Raw genomic sequence first — 17,654 nt, forward strand, 5'->3', positions numbered from 1 at the left:
TCGTTAGTCTTCCATGTTAGGACGAAGGCAAACCAATCTCCGTTACGGAATCGTCGGGAGACAAGAAAAGAAAAAACCCAACACGCAAGCGGTTGAGTTGATCGGCACTTATGCCTGACATTTCTGCCACCATTCCATCAGATCCTTAGCGAGATGGGTCGGCTGCCAATTCGAGGTCTCGAGATCCTCCTGCCGCGAATAGCCAGTCAGGACAAGCAAGCTGTCTATGCCGCTGTTAGTCCCCGCCCCAATGTCTGTTAACAGATTGTCCCCTACGATCAGGGTTTCCTCCCTGCTGGTACCCAGACGTTCCAATGCGTAATCGACCAGGATCCGTTCAGGCTTGCCGATCACGACCGGCTCCACGCCGCTGGCCGTCGCGATAGCCGCGATCAAAGAGCCGCTGCCTGGCATCAGTCCTCGTTCTGTCGGCAGGGCAGGATCCCGATTCGTCGCAATAAATTGGGCGCCATGGCGGATGGCCGTTGCAGCCGCAGCCAGCTTCTCATAAGTAAACGCGCGGTCCATCCCTGCAATGACGACCTTGGCCCCCTCAGCCACTTGTTTGCAACCAATCTCGGCCAGTGCGGCATGCAGTCCGGCCTCCCCGATGGTGTACACATCCGTTCCGGCAGGGTAACGTTCCTGCAAATAGGCCGCTGCTCCCATGCTGGACGTATACACCTCATCCGCGGCTGTCTCAATCCCCATGTCACTCAATCTTTGCGCCACAAGCTCCGGCGTGGTCGTGGAGTTGTTCGTCACGTACAGAAATGGGATATTCGCCTTTCGCAGCTCGCGAATAAACGCGACTGCTTCCGGAATCACTTCTTTTCCGCGATAAATCGTCCCATCCAGATCTAGCAGGTATCCACGGTATGTTTTCACAGTAATCTTCCTTTGCATTTGGAAATAATTGACCCACGAAAATAATCCACTCGTACGCGGAGTGGATCTTGATTGGCGATACCATTATTTTGCGGTTTGTTTGATCTCAAATACACATTTTTCTCCGCCATTTGCCATGCAGGAGGTCTGCTCTACCTCTGCGTTCAATACCTTGCGAAACAAAGACAGCTCACATGAGCAAGCATGCTTGAATTCACGGGCTACCTGTGCAATCGGGCAATTGGATTCCTTGATATAATAGTTCCCGCTGGCTTCATCCTTTTCCCATTCGACCATGTAGCCTTTTTCATCCTGCAGCTTCGCGAGACTGGAGACCCGCTCCTCCAGCTCCCCCGCGATTTGCTTGCGATAAGCTTCCTCGAGTCGATCTTCGCGGCGGCGGAACAGCATCTCCACTTTCTCCGTGCCATCGATGTCGCGCAAGTCTCGCAGGAAATCCAAGGTGAAATGTGAATAGTTTCGCGGGAACAGCTCATCTGCCTCCGCAGACAAGGAGTAGATGTTGGTTGGACGCCCCATCGCCTGACGAACCAGTGTTGATTGAATCAGATTGTCCCGCTCCAGTGTATTTAAATGGCGTCGTACCGCCATTTCCGTAATCCCCAAATCAAGAGCCATATCGCTGACCGATAGAGATCCCTTTGTCTTCAGCATGTGCAGGATCTGGTCACGCGTCGACGTATGATCGTTCGACATAGTTTCACCGCCCTTCATTTATCTATTGTATATGAAAATACCACTTTAGTAAACTAAAGAAATGTTTTTGTTTCAAAAATATACATTCGCGGATTAAAACGCCTCTTTTTGAATATAGCTGCGCACCGCCGGGGCAAATTGACCAAGCACTTCTACAGACTTCTCCACAAGCTTGGCCATGTCGGCTGCGGGTACTTTGGTATATTCATTGACCAACTGCCTGCGAAACTCGACAACCTCTGTCAATTGCTTTGCTTGCACATCCGTAAGCACTTTTTCGTCGCGCAAAATCTCCACGACATCCGCATAGCTTCCCGGATCCCGCATGATAAAGCCATCAATCATATCATTCCCTACATCCACGATCGCCTCGATGCATGTATGCAGAGCTCTTTCCATTGCCAATAATTCGATCGGTTTTTCCGTTATTCCCTGTCCGTTTTGTAGCGTCAATTGGCTCAGTGCTGTCAGCATCCGATCCATATGGGTAAGCCTATCCTCGATACGGGCTGTATTGATATCATACATGATTGATCCCTGCCTATTTATCGTTCTTGTTTTGTTTCTTTTTTGATGCGCGCTTCGCGTAAATAATCGTGCCAACAAACGTAAGGATGAGGACGAGTATCACCAGTTCACTTTCTTGCAGGTATGAATTGCTTCCCATCGGGTTCACTCCTTTACTTCTCCCCAACAGTATACCAAATTTGTCCGTGCTGTCACGAAGGAGCTTGCATGATCAGGGACAGGCTCGCCCCCCGCACAGAAAAACAGGCTCTCGCCGTCGTATGACACGGCGAAAGCCTGTTTCCCTCCGTCAGTTTTCCAGCACCAATTTCTGCTTCTGCTTGGCAATCCAGTTTTCGGTCAGTTCTGTAAATGGCTCAAGCGGCTTGGAAAAGAAGAATCCTTGCCCATAGTCGACATTCTTCCCCAGCAATGCCCGTGCTTCTTCTTCGGTTTCGATCCCTTCCGCCACCACATTGCAGCCAATTTTTCTGGCAACCATCAGCAATGCTTCCAGCACGGTATCTTTCACCTCATGGCTGTCAATATTACGAATAATGGACCGGTCGATCTTGATGATGTCGGGCAGCAATTCGGAAATCATATGCAAGCTTGCATATCCCGCGCCGGTATCATCCACCGCCAGTTTAAATCCGGATTTGCGAAACTCGGACAACGATTGGGTGAATGCTCCGACATCTTCAATCACATGGCGCTCCGTGATTTCGAACACGATCTGCTTGGGATCCATCTCGGGGAACTGTTCGACCAGCTTGTGCACCATTTTATAGAAATACGGATTTTTCAAGCTGGGCACCGTCACATTTATAAAGACAGGAGAAGTTGTTTTCTTTTGCGAGATAATCAGAAATGCTTTTTTCACGACCAAAAGCTCGAGATGAATCAGCATATCAGTCTGATAGGCATAATGAAAAAGCTCGTCCGGCATGGCAAAAGGGGTCCCCACTGGCCCTCTCGTCAGCATCTCCCAGCCAATGACCTCGCCTGACTCCAAAGACACGATTGGCTGTGCCAGCACTCTGATTTCTTCATCCTCAATAATTTGCCGAAGCTGTGCGCGTATGTATCCAATGTTGGCCGGCAAATGTTTTTTCGCAATTGCCCGAGCATCCTGAAGCGCATGCGATATCGCATCATAGGCTTCTTCACCGGGTGCAATCATCACGCCACCCGTATGAAAAGCAAGTGGAAAATCGAAGAAGGACTGTGTCCGCTTGAGCAGCTCTTTTTCCAGCTTGTCCCGGAAAAAATCAAGCCTGGTCAAGAGCTCTCCCTCTGACAGCCCATCATCCTTCACAATCACCACGTAATCATCATCATAATATTTTTGCATCGCTAGCACATGTCCGGAGGGGAACTCCTCGGGGAGCATGCTGCAAAACGTCTCCATGATCGTCTCTTCGATCTGCTGCAAGACGTGCGCAGGGTAAAGCGATTTCATTTCCGCATAGCTTTTTACATCAAAAAGCAGCAGTAGACAACTCTTGCCTTGTGCAAGTCTCTTCTCGACCTGTTCGACTAGTACATCCCGCATGATAAAGTGTGGCGGAAACTGATGCAAGTAATGGGAAGGAACCAGCATTTTTGCAAACGTTCTGAATCGTTCCCAGCCTTTGTATGTCTTCTGATACATGTCGTCCCTCCGCCGAATGGCAGGATATTATTACCTAGCCTAATAGTAGTAGAAAAATCTTGATCCATCAAGAAGGAGAATTGACTTTGTTCAACATAACGTTACAATGAGTGAGGATATATTGAATGTTCGCAAGGGGGTTCGGCTATGGAGAGGGAACTCGCATTGGAAGTCGTGCGCGTGACGGAGGTCGCAGCGCTTGCATCCGCACAATGGTTGGGACGCGGGAAAAAGAACGAAGCGGACGGTGCTGCCACCAGTGCGATGCGGGCCATGTTTGACACTATCGCCATGCGGGGTACGGTTGTCATCGGAGAAGGAGAGCTGGACGAGGCACCGATGCTGTATATTGGCGAATCATTGGGAAACGGGACGGAAGACAGTCCGGAAGTAGATGTTGCGGTGGATCCGCTTGAAGGGACCACGATTGTCTCCAAAGGGCATAACAACGCCATGTCTGTTCTCGCCATCGGAGACAAGGGGACACTTTTGCATGCACCCGATATGTATATGATGAAAATGGCGGTAGGGCCTCGCGTAGCCGGGAAAGTCCATCTGGATGATCCGATCGAGACCATCATTGATCGCATAGCCGAGGCTTCTCAGAAGCGCGTCCAGGATGTGACGGTGATTATCCAGGAGCGTGAACGGCATGACGCTTTGATTGAGGCCATCCGCGAAAAAGGTGCCCGCGTAAAACTGTTTGGGGATGGAGATGTTGGCGCGGCCATTGCTGCGTGCCTGCCACAGACTGGGATCGACCTGTTTATCGGAATCGGCGGTGCTCCAGAGGGAGTCATCAGTGCGGCAGCCATCAAATGCTTGGGCGGAGACATGCAGGCTCGCCTGAAGCCTCAGAATGATGCCGAACGCGAACGCTGCAGGCAAATGGGCTTGGCCGATCCGGAACAGCTCTTGACCCTGAATGATTTGGTCAGCGGTGATGATGCCATCTTCGCTGCGACCGGCGTGTCGGACGGGGAGCTTTTGCAGGGTGTACGTTACCTGGGTGAGAACACGGCGGAGACGCATTCCATCGTCATGCGGGCCAAGACCAAAACCATTCGTTTTATCCGTGCTTTGCACAATCTGGAGCATAAACCAAATCTCGTTTGGGGGTAAAGATCTCAATGAGTAACGAGCTTTTTTTTCTTTACGATGAGACTGAGGACACGAATACCCGTTTTGTCAGCTTTATGGGGTCAGCTACCCGCTTCGATCTGGCGATTACCACCACCAATCGCTTTTACGGAAAAAAGCTGGTGATTAATATTCAAAATGGGCGCAGCGCTATCCTTGGCGATGATGATCTGAACGAAGAAGGCTATCTGGAATATGCCTTCCAGCTGTCGGAAGAAGAAGCGGAAGAGCTTCGCACGTTTTTATACACGGTTGTATAATGGCCTTTCTCTTGTAAAACGCTTCCCCTTTTCAACAGGGTGGAAGCGTTTTTATTTGCAGCGAAACAGGCGCCTGCCCATTTCACACTGGACAATTCGCCCATCCTCTATTTCCGCGTATACTGCTGGCGAAAACAACTTTTCAACAGCGAGGAGAGCGATCGAGAGTATGCAACCTTATTATCCAGAGAATCAACAACATGAAAATCAGCAGCAAGAGGAGGCTGTTCCTGTCCAATGGGGTCGCCGTCGCAGGCGCCGTTTCGACAGTCCTAACATCGTTTTCCCTATCGTAGTGCCGCCTTATAACTACCCTTATTACCCTTACTACCCATATTATCCAACCCCTTACTATCCGCCTTACTACTCCCCTTACTATGGATACCGCCCTGTCTTTGGCGAGCAGGGATATGGAGACGAAGCGGGGGAAGTATAAGGAGCACGTGATTCCCGGGGCATCCATCCCCAATAAAAAAACAAAAGCTTCTGCCATTCACTGGCGGAAGCTTTTGCTGCTGTCAGGTCCGATTTTCTCTAGGTCCGTTGGCTGGATTGCTGGATACCTTTTCCCGATTAGGGCGATACTGCCCCCCGTTTCCCCCCCGCTTTTCCTTGGAAGGGCGGTCTGTCTTTTGCTTATCGCTGCGGTTGCTGTTTTGCTCCTGACGGCCTGGTTTTGCCGCTCTGTCCCCGCGCTCCTGGCGGTATTGGCCGGAGCGGGAAGCTCCCCCTGACGAATCCTGCCGCGGATTGGGACGGGCCGGTCTTCTTTCCGGACGTTCCGTACGTATATAACGATCAGGACGCTCTACCCGCTCCTGGTCGCGAGCGGACGGAGTTTCATCATCCCCCGGCCATTCCATACCTGGCGGCAGCTGCTCGCCCTTCAGCTTGCGCAGTACGAAGTAAGGACAGCCGAAGTTGCAAAATTCATGGAGGTATTCATCAAGAAAATCAATTCTTTGTTCGAACGGGACTCGCCGATTGGCATTATCATAAAAGCCGCGCAGACGCAGTTGGCCATATCCCCAATCGCCTACGACAAAATCGTACTTATCCAATATATCGCTATAACGTTCTTTGAACGCTTCCTGATTCCATCCATTGCGGTATTCATCTACGATCTCATAGGCACTCGCTTGCATGCGGATCAAGGCGCATTTCCTCCCCTTCATCGCGAACCATTCATTTTTCCCATCTTACCACATTTTATGGACAAGAAATAGTTCACCTTTATTGCCATTCACTCTACACGATCGACTTAATTTCCCACGAAAACAGCCCCCTCGTCAAGGGCACTCTACTCTCAGGGGGTGTAATCATGAAAAAAAGTTGGCTTTACAGTGCAATTGCAGGTTTCACTCTGTTGGCAACAGCTTGCGGGAACAACAATGCTGCTGGACCAGGCTACACCAATGGGAACAATACGGGGACAACGCGGACCCAGTCGATTGCCGGCAACGGTTACGGCACTTACGGTGGTCCTGGTGCAGGGTATGCCAATCGCGGTTTCGTAGGCAACTACACGGGAACCACTTCAGGCGCCCCCGGTGTCACGGGTTACTCAGCGGGTAATACTGGCACGCATTTTGGCTGGAATACCGGAACCAATCGAACCAATCAATTCGGAGCGGGTACCGGCTATGGTACTACCGGTGGTACAACAGCTACAGGCGGTACTACTGGCTACGGCGGTACAGGCTATACCACCGGATACGGCACGGGTGCGAATAACACCGCTTTCGGTACCGACCGGACCGATGGTTACTACGGTACAACCAGCAACAACGCAGGATTTGGCGGATTGCGCAACAACTTCAATGTGTTTGGCGATGGCGACCGCAACGGGAACCGCAACAACACCTACTACGGACCGTTGTCAGTCTACCGCAACCGCGGAATGGGCACGCTTGGAGCTAACAATGTCTCCAACATTGGCTATGCCAATATTAGCAGCACGAATCTGAGATCGAACGCGGTGAACCAGGTGTATGTGGACCGTGATGCACTTGCGCGTGCGGTCGGGAATGTGACTGCCAGCGTCCCTAACGTCCGCACATCAACCGTACTGGTTACCGATGAAGAGATCTTTGTCGGTCTGATGACTCGCGGTACAGATACCAAAGCAACGAAGAATAAAGCGCGCATGAACGCCATGTCGGTTTCGCCACGTTATTATAAAGTGTACGTGACCGACAACCAACGGATGATCTCTGAAATGTCCCGCATTGCCAGCCGCACCTCCAACGTAAATGCCAACACCACGCAGGACCAACGCTCCATTGACTCTTTGATCCGCAGCTTTGGCGGTGAGGTTGATGGAGAAGAGCCAATGTATGGAGCGGATGGATCAGCGACTAGGACGAGAGGCACTACGGGTACCACTGGTACGATGACGGGTACAAGCGGTTCCCGCACTTCGACCACAGGAACAGGCACGACAAGCCGCTAACCGCAAAATCCCCTCGACCAGCTCAATCGGTCTGAGGGGATTTTTTCCGTTCGCTATTCGTTGGCAGCTACGCTGATCATTTCTTTTGCAGCATTGGCCTGTTCGTGCGCGTGGTAGGAGCTGCGGACAAGCGGACCTGACTCAACATGGCTGAAACCACGGCTCATGCCTTCGATTTTCAATGCGGCAAATTCATCCGGGTGATAGTACTTTTGTACGTCTAAATGTTTTTTCGTCGGCTGCAAATATTGACCGATCGTCATGATATTCACATCGACGGCACGCAAATCGTCCATCGTTTCTAAAATTTCCTCAAAGGTTTCCCCGACACCGATCATCAGGCTTGATTTCGTCGGGATCGTTGGTTGCATTTCTTTGGCACGTTTCAGAAGTTCAAGCGTCCGGTCGTATTTCGCCCGGGCACGGACTCGATCCGAAAGGCGGCGAACCGCTTCGATATTGTGATTAAGCACATCCGGCTTTGCATCCATGACTACTTTCAATGCATCCCAATTTCCCTGGAAATCGGGAATCAGCACCTCCACCGTGGTCAGCGGTAAACGTGCACGAATCGCTTTGATGGTCTCGGCAAAGATGGCTGCTCCTCCATCTGCAAGGTCATCGCGAGCAACAGAGGTCACTACGACATGCTTCAATCCCATGTCGACAGCCGCTTCTGCAACCCGTTCCGGCTCTGCCAGGTCAAGCTCGGTTGGAAGTCCTGTCTTCACCGCGCAAAAACGGCAGGCACGCGTGCATATATCCCCTAAAATCATAAATGTAGCCGTACGATTTGCCCAGCATTCATGGATATTCGGGCATTTCGCCTCTTCACAGACCGTATGCAGCGTCTTGGTGCGCATCGTTTTCTTTAATTCTCTGAAATTGGCCAGCTCTTCCCCTGATACAAGGTTGATTTTCAGCCACTCTGGTTTCCTCTGAATCATACGGCCACCCCTTAATGCTTCATCTGCCCCTTATTATAGTCAATTGCTTCCCTGATGAGCAACCACCCTCAGCCGCATAAGTATCCAATTCGCTGTAACTACTTGGAACGATATGGGACAACCTATATAGTAGTGGTAGAAAAGGACTCGATGAACACGCAAGGAGGGCTTGGGATTGGAACAGATCATTGAAGTGCGCGGACACATTATCCGCGATAATATTTTGAAACAAATTGATGCCTCCGTCGAGCAGTATCAAGGTCGCTATAAGGTCTTGCAGCTAACCGTAGGCGATCAGGTAGATGATGAGTCTGTCGCGAAAATTGCCCTTGATTTGCCTGAAGAAAAGCTCGAGCTGATCTTAAATGAGCTAACCAATCTGGGGTGTGTGATCCCCCGCGCCGATGAAACGATCACGGTCAAGCTGGCAGAAAAGGATAAGGTGGTCCCGGATGATTTCTATTCCACCACCAATCATGCCACGGAAGTGTTTCTAAATGGAGCCTGGGTCCGGGCCAAGCATCAGCGTATGGATGCTTGTCTGGTGATCAAAGGAGACGAGGTCCATTGTGTCAAGCTGCGGGATATCAAGAAAAATGATCAGGTGATCTGCGGCAGCAGCGGGGTTCGCCTGGTTCTCCCCGAAGAAGCGGAGACCGGCAACGAATTTTCCTTCATGTCCAATGAGGTCAGCTCGGAACGCCGGGTAGAGGTCATCGTGAAAAAGCTGGCGGAAGAAATGCGGGAAATCCATGCGCGCAAAGGGCGTATCGTGTTTGTCGCAGGTCCTGTCGTCATTCATACAGGAGGGCAGGAAGCTTTTCAAAATTTGATCCGCAAAGGCTATGTCAACGCGCTGCTCTCAGGCAACGCCTTGGCCGTACACGATATTGAACGCGCTCTTTTTGGCACATCCTTGGGAGTCAATCTGGATACCGGATCCGTCGTCCGTGGAGGGCATAAAAACCATATGCGTGCGATCAATGCGATCAACCGCTCCGAATCGATTGCAAAAGCGGTAGCGGACGGGACATTGACCAGCGGCATCATGTACGAATGCGTCAAGCATGGCGTACCCTTTGTGCTGGCTGGCTCTATCCGGGATGACGGCCCTTTGCCGGATACCATGATGGATCTGATCGAGGCCCAAGCCGCCTATGCGGAGCAGGTAGCGGATGCGGATATGGTGATCATGCTGTCGACGATGCTTCATGCGATCGGAACCGGCAATATGATGCCGAGCTGGATCAAGACCGTGTGCGTCGACATTAACCCAGCCGTCGTAACCAAGCTGATGGACCGCGGTTCCTCACAGACAGTGGGGATCGTCACCGATGTCGGTCTCTTTTTGGCCATGCTGGAAAAAGAACTGTAGAACTGCTGTGGAGGGGAGAACGAAAACGTTATGAGAATCGCGTATTTGGATTGTTTTTCGGGAATCAGTGGCGATATGACCCTGGCGGCTTTGGTGGATGCGGGGGCGAATTGGGAGAAGATTGAAAGCGAATTGCGCAAGCTCCCCCTCTCTTCTTTTCGCCTGGAGTGGCGGGACGTCATGAAGACGGGGGTACGAGCGTTGAAGCTGGATGTGATCGAAGAGTCTTCTGCACCGCAAGCCGCCGTGCAGCTGAAAGTGATCCAGCACGGGCACAGTCATGATCACCACCACCATCATCACGACCATGACCACCATCACGGTCATGGCCACCATCACGGTCACGATCACGACCATACTCACGGTCACGACCACCACCACGGTCACGACCACCACCACGATCACGGTCATCATCACGAACACCGCGGGTATAAGGAAATTGTCCAGATGATTGAAGAAGCCGATTTCCATCCGCGCGTGGCCGCCCGCGCCCTGGCGATTTTTGCGAAAATCGGGGAGGCAGAAGCGAAAATCCACAACATTCCGATCGAGCGTGTGCATTTTCATGAGGTCGGAGCGCTTGATTCCATCGTGGATATCGTCGGCATCGCCCTGGCCTTGGAGGAGCTTTCGATTGACCAGCTCTATAGCGGTCCTGTTCCTACGGGAAACGGATATGTGCGCTGCGATCACGGGCTCTATCCGGTTCCGGCTCCCGCTACGCTGGAAATGCTCAAAGGCATTCCTCTGCGCAGCACGCAAGTCATGAAGGAGCTGACTACTCCAACAGGCGCTGGACTCGCTGCAGCGCTGGTGAAACAATTTGGTCCTGTCCCATCCATGACGGTCGAGGCAATTGGCTACGGTGCAGGCACCCGTGATTTGCCTGATCAGCCCAATGTATTGCGTGTATTGATTGGGAATCTGTAAAAAAACTGTCAGCTACAGAAAAAGAAGACCCGCAAAGCTTCGGCTCATGCCTGCTGCTTTTGCGGGTCTTTTCCTGATTAATCCTGTTTCAACAAGCTGATGAACGCACGCATGAATCCGGGCAAATCCGGCCAGGCATGGGCCGAGACCAGATTTCCGTCCACATGAAGCGTTTCCTTCTGATACAGCGCCCCACACGCTTCCACATCGGGACGGCATGCCTGATAGGCGGTCATTTCCCTGCCTTGCAAATACTCGCGCACCAGTGTCAGCACTTGGGAACCGTGGCAAATGGAAGCAACCGGTTTGTTTTCCGCAAAAAAATGAGCCACGATCGCTCCCAAGGATTCATGTAAACGAATGTATTCGGGCGCACGACCGCCGGGAATGATCAAACCGTCGTAATCGGCTGGATTGACGTCCGCGAATGCCGTGTGGGACGCAAGCTGATAAGCCGGTTTTTCCGTATAGGTCTCGCTGTGCGGCTCAAAATCATGGCATACCGTATGCAAGATCTTTTTCGTTGGGGAAGCGATCACCGTGTCAAAGCCTTCCTCCAGACACCGGTAGTACGGATAATACACCTCCAGCGCCTCTACTGCATCCCCCGTCACGATCAGCACTTTTTTACTCATGAAACAGCCTCCTGCCCTTTTCGTGGAATTTTATCTCGCTGTTATCATGTGTATGGTCCAACCAGTCGTTTATTCATCCTTTGTTGCCAAGCGTCTCGCTTCCAGATAGACAAGCGGGAGCGGCACATTGGCCATGCTTGCCAGCCGTGCACAAGCCTCATATTCAGGTGATGCCTGCACTCGCTCTCCATGATGATAGCCCAGCTTGACCGGGACCTCTCCCCACTTGGTTTGCACTGTGGTGAATGAACGAGCCAGCCGATGGACGGCTACGGGAAAATACCGGATGCCAAATGTCGTTGTCTCTGCAAATATGACACTTTTGATCCCTTCCAGATCGCTGCGGTAGCAGAGCACCTGCATCATAACTCCCGGCCTGCTTTTTTTCATCGTCATCGGGATAAAGGTGACATCGTTCGCCCCTGCCTGCAGGAGTCGCTGCAGCGCATAAGCCATCCACTCCGGACTTGTATCGTCGAGGTTGACCTGCAGCAGCAGCATCCCCTCATCGATATGCTCCTGCTGATGGTTTCTCTCTTCCCACCGGATGGGCACCCCTGCGTTGTCCTCCAGCAGGACGATTGCTGTCCTTCCAGCCATCGCTGTTTGCACGATCTGTCCAACTGGCCTATCCGTATAGCTCGCTCTCCTATGCTTTAGCCAGAGCAATGCGTGAGGGGACATGACTCCGTCTGCCCCCGCGCCTGTCCAATTGCCGACCGAGGTTCCTTCCAGCAAAGGAAAAAAAACCGTTTGCATGCCTGTAGGTAAAACCAAGGGATGACAGATGATCTCCACCTCCTGCTCGAGGGCAGCCAATGCCAGCACTGCCAGCTTTTCCTCGTCCCACGCGGATGCTGTCCCGGTAAAATAAGGACGGAATTCTTCTGCTTGATCCAGCAAGGCTTGAACCCAGTCTGCCGTCGGCTGTGTTTGCTCTGGAATGCGATTTACCTGCCGCAAGCACTGCGCCAAGGGAGCAAGCCGCAGAGGCACTTCACTATGTATATACAATTTCATGGATATCCTCCCCGCCAAACGTACTCTCTTCTTTGCATCATACACCATACTCCCTGTTGTCCCCAGTGTGAATGGTAAAAAGTATCTCGGTTAAACATGCGCGGCTGGCAGAAAACTACAAGAGAAACTATCGGCTGGAGGGAGAAGGATGCGTTTCTTACGCCTCTATGTTGCAATCAGCTTGCTCACAAGCTTTTTTCTGATTTCAGGCAGCAGTGCGGAAGCCATTTCGTTTGCTCCCCCCAAAAAAGGAGCATCCTCTGCTTCTTCACTTTTGCAGCGGCGTCTTGAATTCTTTCAACAAATGGAAGCCTTGTACGGGATTCCATGGTCGTATCTGGCTGCTGTCGATCAATATGAGCGTACCATGAAAAAACGGAAAAAACAGGAGGAGCCCACCTCACGACTGACCGATCTGATCATTCATCCGACTATCTGGTGCGGCTACACGAACCCGGAGAAAGATGATAATGACCTGTCCTCGATTTCCTTCTTTGGCGGCATCGGGCAAGACGGCGATGGCGACGGCCTTGCCAGCCAGGAAAATGATCTCGATGTATGGACGACGATGATCCGCTTTTTGGGCGAATACGGTTTTTCCCGCGATGATTTGCGTATCGGGCTGTGGATGTACTACCAACGGGATCAAGCGGTGAAGACAATCGTTCAGTTTGCTTCGATTTACGAGAAATACCAGACGCTTGACCTCGGCCGGCATGCGTTTCCCATCCCCAGACGCTATGAATACAGCTATAAAGATACATGGGGAGACGCGCGCGGCTGGGGAGGAAGACGCATCCACGAAGGAACGGACATTTTTGCCAGCCACGGCACCCCTGTTTTAAGCACCGGTTATGGTGTGGTGGAAGTGGTTGGCTGGAACCGCTATGGCGGATGGCGGATCGGGATGCGCGATATGGACAATGTGTACCATTACTTTGCTCATCTATCCGCATTTAAAAAGGGCTTGAAGCCAGGCGATATCGTGGAGCCCGGAGAAGTGATCGGCTACGTCGGTAGCTCTGGATACGGACGGCCAGGGACTTCAGGAAAATTCCCTCCTCATCTGCACTACGGGATGTATCGTGATATGGGATATGCCGAATGGGCTTTCAATCCTTATTCCTACCTCAAACTTTGGGAACGGCAGGCCCGCAGCAAAAGAAAAAAATAAGCGGCTTCATAAGCAGAGGCTCCGCTGTATTCATCGCGGAGCCTCTGCTGAACGCACTTTTGATTCTGGAAGAAATCGGAGTCAATTGCCCATTTGAATCGTCTGCAATGGAATATGACCTAGCGCTTGCTGCATTCCCTGGTTCCTGCCGAGCGCTAGCATGGAATCGGGTTCAATGCTGCTGGTTTGAAGGGTTCCAAAGCCGATGACGACAAAATCTGTATGTACGGCGAACTTGGCATTTGCAAATGCTTTCTCCGCCATTTCTTTATGCCATTCACCGTGATATTTGGCCCGTACATAGTCGGTCAGATTGGCTGGTTCTACCCCGAGCTTCTGCAGCTTTTTCAGTAGTTCCAAGCCCTGCCTGTCCAATTCGTGCTCGAGATCCTTCTCTACCTTCACCCATTCATCCGGATTCTCGAGATCTCTTCTCCCCGTATAGGCAAGCACGCGGGCGTAGATCTTCATATCAATCTGAAAGCTCGGAGCCTCCACACCGCCGTGAACCTTGACTTTCGAGTCTGAAGTAACGAAGTCGACTACAATTTCCACATGCTTCTTTCCTGTGTCTTCTTCCGTGATGGTGAAATTCATATCCGGAAGCTGAAGCCGCGCCCGAATCGCTTGATTGATCTTTCCTTCCCGATCCGTAAGAAACCCAATCAGCTTGTCTCGTTTAAACAAGGCAATTTTTGTAATTTGAATATCCCCTTGCTGCTGCTCCAAATATGGCAGGTCCAAGTCGGAAGTCTCTCCATGCAGGCGGAAAATGGTATCATGTATCGTTAAAAAAGAGTGAAAGGCTGTATCACGTCGGGGATGGAGCAAATCATTCAGAAATTGGTTAATCTCCGGCTTGTTTTCGTACTTTGCCCCCATCAGGCCTTCCACGCTTCCCTTAACGATCGCCACGAACACATTATCGCCTACAGCGGGATTGCGGTAGAGATTTTCAATGACCTCTCTGATGCCTACCTTCCTTGCGTATTCTTCACTAAACAATACGACACGCAACTGAGCCAGTGACATGGTCTTTTCCGATTTGGGGGATAAGGTCATCAATGCTTCATTGGGGAAAGCGGCAATCGTTTTGTACATTTGCGTCTTTTCCTTTGCTTCCTTGGATGGCTCCGGCAGCGTGACGACGATTTTTGCCTGCCTGGGATTCAAATAATCAAATCCCATCACCCCAATCATCCCCAAATCCTCCAGAGCTGGCCTCTCCATTACGACGGCACATCCCGAGGATAAGGCCGCAAGCAGACATAGCTGAAAGATTGCCACTAGACGCATCACGGATTTATCCCTCCCAATCGCTTGCGAATCCAGTGTATGACGAGCAGCAGATTTGGCCACAGAACCATTAGGTACCCCAGATAGATAACTAGATGTTCAAAAAGAAACGCTTGCAGTTTTAAGGAGATGACACCTCGCCATGGATAGGAGACCACCAAGCCAACCAGGACAAAATAGATGGCTCTTCGTTTCTCCAGGATGGAATCCAGGCTGATCTTGGCTGCCCACAGATAAGCGCTGATCGTGGTCAGGATCAAAAAAATCCAGATCGCAATGCCAAAATTCTCAATGCGCTCCAAAAAGGAAAGCTCCACCGCTTTAAACAGGTTCAATACCGGGTACATCAAATGCTCCATCTGCCATTCGGAAAAGTACACCACACTGGTAAAAGAGACGGCCACATAAGTAGCCACGGATATCCACAGCCCGATGGAGGCATGCCGCAGCGCCTTTTTTTGATGCTGGATATACGGGAAATACAGGAGCATCAATTCATAACCAAGCACGGCCGGAGACCCCTCCCTTAGCCCATCTAAAACCTCGAACATCGAAAGGTTGAGTAGGGGATAAATATGGACAAAGATCCCCTTCTGCAAGCCCCATTGCAGGTAGTAGACTAACCATATTGTGGCAAAGAAGCCCAAAATGCAGAAACGGGCAACGGCTTTGATTCCCCCGTGTGCGATATAGAGTGCTACACAAACCAATAGGAAAAGGGGAACCCGCACTGTGCGTTCGGGAAGCGTAACTGTCTGCACCAATCGAATGTAAACCTCGCTTACAGTCGCAATCGTCAGCAAGGAATAAACCAACAGGACCAGATTGCTCAGCTTCCCCAGCCATTTCCCCAACAAGATCTCGTTAATCGTATACAAGTTTTGATTCGGATAGCGAATGCCAAGCAGATACATGGGGATGAGTGTCAGTTGGGCCAACACCCCAATGATGAAGAGTATCCACCATTGGTTGTAACCCATCGCGCTCATATCATGCGGCAGAGTAAGCAGGTTCATGCCAATGATGACATTTTGCACGAGAAAAATGACATGAAAGGTGTTGAGTTTTTCGATAAGCCCTTTGTCCATATAAGACTACTCCTCATCCGTAGGGCGCACACTCGGATTTTTGGTTCGAGTCATTCCTTTACGCTTCAACATGTAGTTGATTGGCGCTCGAATCACGCTATCGGTGATATCAGTCCATTGCCGCAAAATGACTGGCGCCAAAAAGGGAGTCCCCAAGGAAGTCAAACTCAAGAGGTGTGCAAAGAGAAATGCCAATGCCAGCATTTGCCCAAAGATGCCTAGCCAGCCCGCCATCAAAATCATTCCGTAACGGACGAAGCGAATCGCATTACTCATGAGAAAATTGGGAGGTAAAAAAGACAGCAGCGCCGATACGGAAACCACCACGATCAGAATATTGCTGGCTAATCCTGCTTCGACCGATGCTGTCCCGATCACAATACCGCCTACGATACCGATCGTTTGACCGATTTTGGTCGGCATGCGTACCCCTGCCTCCCGCAAGATCTCAATAACCAATTCAATAATCAATACCTCGATCAGTGGAGGAAAAGGCACTTTGCTGCGGGATTCGGAGAGAATCGTCAACAATGCGGGCGGAAGCATTTCCGGATGATACGTCAGTACCGACACATACGTAGCGGTTAGCAAAATGGTGACAAACATTCCCATCATCCGGATAAACCGCAACAAAGTAGCCGTTGACCAATGATTGTAGAAATCTTCCGGGCTCGTAAACATTTCTAGGAAGCTGGACGGGGCGATCGCTGCTTCTGGACTGCCATCCATCATGACCAGAACGCGCCCGTCAAGCAATGCCTTTACAGCCGTATCTGGCCTGGAAGTAACCGCAAATTGTGGAAAAGGAGAATACGGTTTATCCTCAATCATTTGCTTCAATTCCATGAGGCTGACAAATCCCGCAAACTCCACATTGCGTACCCTTTGTATCAACCTTTCTACATTTTCCGAGTTGGCGATATTCTGCATATACAAGATAGAAACGCTTACCCTCGCTTCCGTTCCCAGCAGAAACGTTTTGATTTTCAGATGCGTGCTGATGATCCTGCGGCGTATCAAAGAATGATTGCTGCTGAGTGATTCGACCAATCCATCCTGCGGTCCTAATACCGTTGACTCTGTTTCCGTACGCGAAATGCTGCGTTGTGGGATTTTATTGGTATTGATCTGGATGATCAGATGACGATCTGGAAACATCAAAATGGAAAAACCGCTCAGCAAATTTTTCAACAGCTTGGGCAGCTCGTCATTCTTCAGTTCTCCCGCTAGCGGCAGTGCATGCCTCGGATCATCGTATTTCTTTGCTTGCAACGGCTCTAAGACGTGCTCCTGCAATAACGCTTCTTCGACCATAGTTTTCACATAAACCATCGTGACAGGTTCGCCATGCAGCGTAAATTCCTTGTAGATGACGTCATCAGCATCCTGTAGTTCCTGCTGGATCGCCTCTTTGGTGATTTCCCGCTTGTCTTCCGGATAGGTCAAATCCCTCTGATTGGTGCTTGGCGATGTTCGCTGTACCTGATTGCGCCACCAATGCCACAAAGCCATGACTTTCCCTCCATCCAGCCCAGACGTAAACGTGCGAACGCAATCCTTGATATGGAAAT

General features: G+C 51.0%; 19 protein-coding genes. 7 read left to right on the forward strand and 12 right to left on the reverse strand.

Going from position 1 to position 17,654, the window contains the following annotated elements; translation table 11 throughout:
• Window positions 1-108: 108 nt before the first annotated feature.
• From EIZ37_RS08385 to EIZ37_RS08405, 5 genes are all read right to left on the reverse strand, one after another.
• The gene (locus EIZ37_RS08385; RefSeq protein WP_134684145.1) at window positions 109-888 is read right to left on the reverse strand and encodes a TIGR01457 family HAD-type hydrolase; all 780 of its coding nucleotides are present in this window, start codon (window positions 886-888) and stop codon (window positions 109-111) included.
• A gap of 84 nt (window positions 889-972) precedes the next feature.
• Window positions 973-1,605: a helix-turn-helix transcriptional regulator gene (locus EIZ37_RS08390; protein WP_134684146.1), complete on the reverse strand. Its 633-nt coding sequence runs from the start codon at window positions 1,603-1,605 to the stop codon at window positions 973-975.
• A gap of 93 nt (window positions 1,606-1,698) precedes the next feature.
• Window positions 1,699-2,133, reverse strand: coding sequence for a DUF86 domain-containing protein (locus tag EIZ37_RS08395; protein WP_134684147.1), 435 nt, complete (start codon window positions 2,131-2,133; stop codon window positions 1,699-1,701).
• A gap of 13 nt (window positions 2,134-2,146) precedes the next feature.
• Entirely contained in the window at window positions 2,147-2,272 is a 126-nt protein-coding gene (locus tag EIZ37_RS08400) for an amino acid ABC transporter permease (protein ID WP_134684148.1), read from the reverse strand.
• Window positions 2,273-2,422: 150 nt separating this feature from the next.
• Window positions 2,423-3,766 carry an EAL domain-containing protein gene (locus tag EIZ37_RS08405; protein WP_134684149.1) on the reverse strand — a complete coding sequence of 448 codons (1,344 nt, stop codon included), beginning with the start codon at window positions 3,764-3,766 and terminating at the stop codon, window positions 2,423-2,425.
• A gap of 147 nt (window positions 3,767-3,913) precedes the next feature.
• On the opposite strand from EIZ37_RS08405, the gene glpX reads away from it, so the two are divergent.
• From glpX to EIZ37_RS26220, 3 genes are all read left to right on the forward strand, one after another.
• Window positions 3,914-4,888 (forward strand): class II fructose-bisphosphatase, encoded by a 975-nt coding sequence (gene glpX, locus EIZ37_RS08410; RefSeq protein ID WP_134684150.1) that lies wholly within the window; start codon window positions 3,914-3,916, stop codon window positions 4,886-4,888.
• Between the two features lie 8 nt (window positions 4,889-4,896).
• Complete coding sequence (locus tag EIZ37_RS08415; protein ID WP_134684151.1) at window positions 4,897-5,166, forward strand: DUF3055 domain-containing protein; 270 nt, start codon at window positions 4,897-4,899, stop codon at window positions 5,164-5,166.
• A gap of 169 nt (window positions 5,167-5,335) precedes the next feature.
• Complete coding sequence (locus EIZ37_RS26220; RefSeq protein WP_205683810.1) at window positions 5,336-5,602, forward strand: hypothetical protein; 267 nt, start codon at window positions 5,336-5,338, stop codon at window positions 5,600-5,602.
• Between the two features lie 82 nt (window positions 5,603-5,684).
• Here the strand turns inward: EIZ37_RS26220 and EIZ37_RS08425 are convergent, their stop codons facing one another.
• Window positions 5,685-6,311, reverse strand: a complete 627-nt coding sequence (locus EIZ37_RS08425; RefSeq protein WP_235827935.1) for a YutD family protein — start codon at window positions 6,309-6,311, stop codon at window positions 5,685-5,687.
• 176 nt (window positions 6,312-6,487) lie between these two features.
• Here EIZ37_RS08425 and EIZ37_RS08430 point away from each other — a divergent pair, with 176 nt between their 5' ends.
• Window positions 6,488-7,618, forward strand: a complete 1,131-nt coding sequence (locus EIZ37_RS08430; RefSeq protein WP_134684153.1) for a YhcN/YlaJ family sporulation lipoprotein — start codon at window positions 6,488-6,490, stop codon at window positions 7,616-7,618.
• 53 nt (window positions 7,619-7,671) lie between these two features.
• Here the strand turns inward: EIZ37_RS08430 and lipA are convergent, their stop codons facing one another.
• Window positions 7,672-8,565 carry a lipoyl synthase gene (lipA, locus tag EIZ37_RS08435; protein ID WP_134684154.1) on the reverse strand — a complete coding sequence of 298 codons (894 nt, stop codon included), beginning with the start codon at window positions 8,563-8,565 and terminating at the stop codon, window positions 7,672-7,674.
• 175 nt (window positions 8,566-8,740) lie between these two features.
• Here lipA and EIZ37_RS08440 point away from each other — a divergent pair, with 175 nt between their 5' ends.
• Both EIZ37_RS08440 and larC read left to right on the forward strand, forming a co-directional pair.
• A complete protein-coding gene (locus EIZ37_RS08440; RefSeq protein WP_134684155.1) occupies window positions 8,741-9,940 on the forward strand; it encodes an ornithine cyclodeaminase, nickel-pincer nucleotide-dependent in 1,200 nt (399 codons plus the stop codon).
• Window positions 9,941-9,970: 30 nt separating this feature from the next.
• Entirely contained in the window at window positions 9,971-10,870 is a 900-nt protein-coding gene (larC, locus tag EIZ37_RS08445; RefSeq protein WP_134684156.1) for a nickel pincer cofactor biosynthesis protein LarC, read from the forward strand.
• Window positions 10,871-10,947: 77 nt separating this feature from the next.
• On the opposite strand, the gene EIZ37_RS08450 is transcribed toward larC, so the two are convergent.
• Both EIZ37_RS08450 and larC2 read right to left on the reverse strand, forming a co-directional pair.
• On the reverse strand, window positions 10,948-11,505 hold the full coding sequence (locus EIZ37_RS08450; protein ID WP_134684157.1) for a DJ-1/PfpI family protein: 558 nt from the start codon (window positions 11,503-11,505) through the stop codon (window positions 10,948-10,950).
• A gap of 69 nt (window positions 11,506-11,574) precedes the next feature.
• Window positions 11,575-12,525, reverse strand: coding sequence for a nickel pincer cofactor biosynthesis protein LarC2 (gene larC2, locus EIZ37_RS26350; RefSeq protein WP_235827925.1), 951 nt, complete (start codon window positions 12,523-12,525; stop codon window positions 11,575-11,577).
• Window positions 12,526-12,673: 148 nt separating this feature from the next.
• Here larC2 and EIZ37_RS08460 point away from each other — a divergent pair, with 148 nt between their 5' ends.
• Complete coding sequence (locus tag EIZ37_RS08460) at window positions 12,674-13,699, forward strand: M23 family metallopeptidase (protein ID WP_134684158.1); 1,026 nt, start codon at window positions 12,674-12,676, stop codon at window positions 13,697-13,699.
• Window positions 13,700-13,780: 81 nt separating this feature from the next.
• Here EIZ37_RS08460 and EIZ37_RS08465 read toward each other — a convergent pair whose 3' ends face one another.
• From EIZ37_RS08465 to EIZ37_RS08475, 3 genes are read right to left on the reverse strand one after another with little or no spacing between them, the layout of a single operon-like run.
• Complete coding sequence (locus tag EIZ37_RS08465) at window positions 13,781-14,995, reverse strand: Ger(x)C family spore germination protein (RefSeq protein ID WP_235827936.1); 1,215 nt, start codon at window positions 14,993-14,995, stop codon at window positions 13,781-13,783.
• Window positions 14,995-16,083 carry a GerAB/ArcD/ProY family transporter gene (locus EIZ37_RS08470; RefSeq protein ID WP_134684160.1) on the reverse strand — a complete coding sequence of 363 codons (1,089 nt, stop codon included), beginning with the start codon at window positions 16,081-16,083 and terminating at the stop codon, window positions 14,995-14,997. The genes EIZ37_RS08465 and EIZ37_RS08470 overlap by 1 nt, the downstream gene beginning before the upstream one ends.
• 6 nt (window positions 16,084-16,089) lie before the next feature.
• Entirely contained in the window at window positions 16,090-17,595 is a 1,506-nt protein-coding gene (locus EIZ37_RS08475; protein WP_134684161.1) for a spore germination protein, read from the reverse strand.
• Window positions 17,596-17,654 lie beyond the last annotated feature (59 nt).

This window comes from Brevibacillus migulae, assembly GCF_004521915.1.
GTDB lineage: Bacteria > Bacillota > Bacilli > Brevibacillales > Brevibacillaceae > Brevibacillus_F > Brevibacillus_F migulae.

Coding starts and splice junctions, on each gene's coding strand:
- EIZ37_RS26220 (WP_205683810.1), top strand. CDS start 5,336: ATGCAACCTTATTATCCAGAGAATCAACAACATGAAAATCAGCAGCAA.
- EIZ37_RS08400 (WP_134684148.1), bottom strand. CDS start 2,272: ATGGGAAGCAATTCATACCTGCAAGAAAGTGAACTGGTGATACTCGTC.
- lipA (WP_134684154.1), bottom strand. CDS start 8,565: ATGATTCAGAGGAAACCAGAGTGGCTGAAAATCAACCTTGTATCAGGG.
- EIZ37_RS08415 (WP_134684151.1), top strand. CDS start 4,897: ATGAGTAACGAGCTTTTTTTTCTTTACGATGAGACTGAGGACACGAAT.
- EIZ37_RS08405 (WP_134684149.1), bottom strand. CDS start 3,766: ATGTATCAGAAGACATACAAAGGCTGGGAACGATTCAGAACGTTTGCA.
- EIZ37_RS08475 (WP_134684161.1), bottom strand. CDS start 17,595: ATGGCTTTGTGGCATTGGTGGCGCAATCAGGTACAGCGAACATCGCCA.
- larC2 (WP_235827925.1), bottom strand. CDS start 12,525: ATGAAATTGTATATACATAGTGAAGTGCCTCTGCGGCTTGCTCCCTTG.
- EIZ37_RS08430 (WP_134684153.1), top strand. CDS start 6,488: ATGAAAAAAAGTTGGCTTTACAGTGCAATTGCAGGTTTCACTCTGTTG.
- EIZ37_RS08425 (WP_235827935.1), bottom strand. CDS start 6,311: ATGCAAGCGAGTGCCTATGAGATCGTAGATGAATACCGCAATGGATGG.
- EIZ37_RS08470 (WP_134684160.1), bottom strand. CDS start 16,083: ATGGACAAAGGGCTTATCGAAAAACTCAACACCTTTCATGTCATTTTT.
- larC (WP_134684156.1), top strand. CDS start 9,971: ATGAGAATCGCGTATTTGGATTGTTTTTCGGGAATCAGTGGCGATATG.
- glpX (WP_134684150.1), top strand. CDS start 3,914: ATGGAGAGGGAACTCGCATTGGAAGTCGTGCGCGTGACGGAGGTCGCA.
- EIZ37_RS08465 (WP_235827936.1), bottom strand. CDS start 14,995: ATGCGTCTAGTGGCAATCTTTCAGCTATGTCTGCTTGCGGCCTTATCC.
- EIZ37_RS08460 (WP_134684158.1), top strand. CDS start 12,674: ATGCGTTTCTTACGCCTCTATGTTGCAATCAGCTTGCTCACAAGCTTT.
- EIZ37_RS08390 (WP_134684146.1), bottom strand. CDS start 1,605: ATGTCGAACGATCATACGTCGACGCGTGACCAGATCCTGCACATGCTG.
- EIZ37_RS08395 (WP_134684147.1), bottom strand. CDS start 2,133: ATGTATGATATCAATACAGCCCGTATCGAGGATAGGCTTACCCATATG.
- EIZ37_RS08450 (WP_134684157.1), bottom strand. CDS start 11,505: ATGAGTAAAAAAGTGCTGATCGTGACGGGGGATGCAGTAGAGGCGCTG.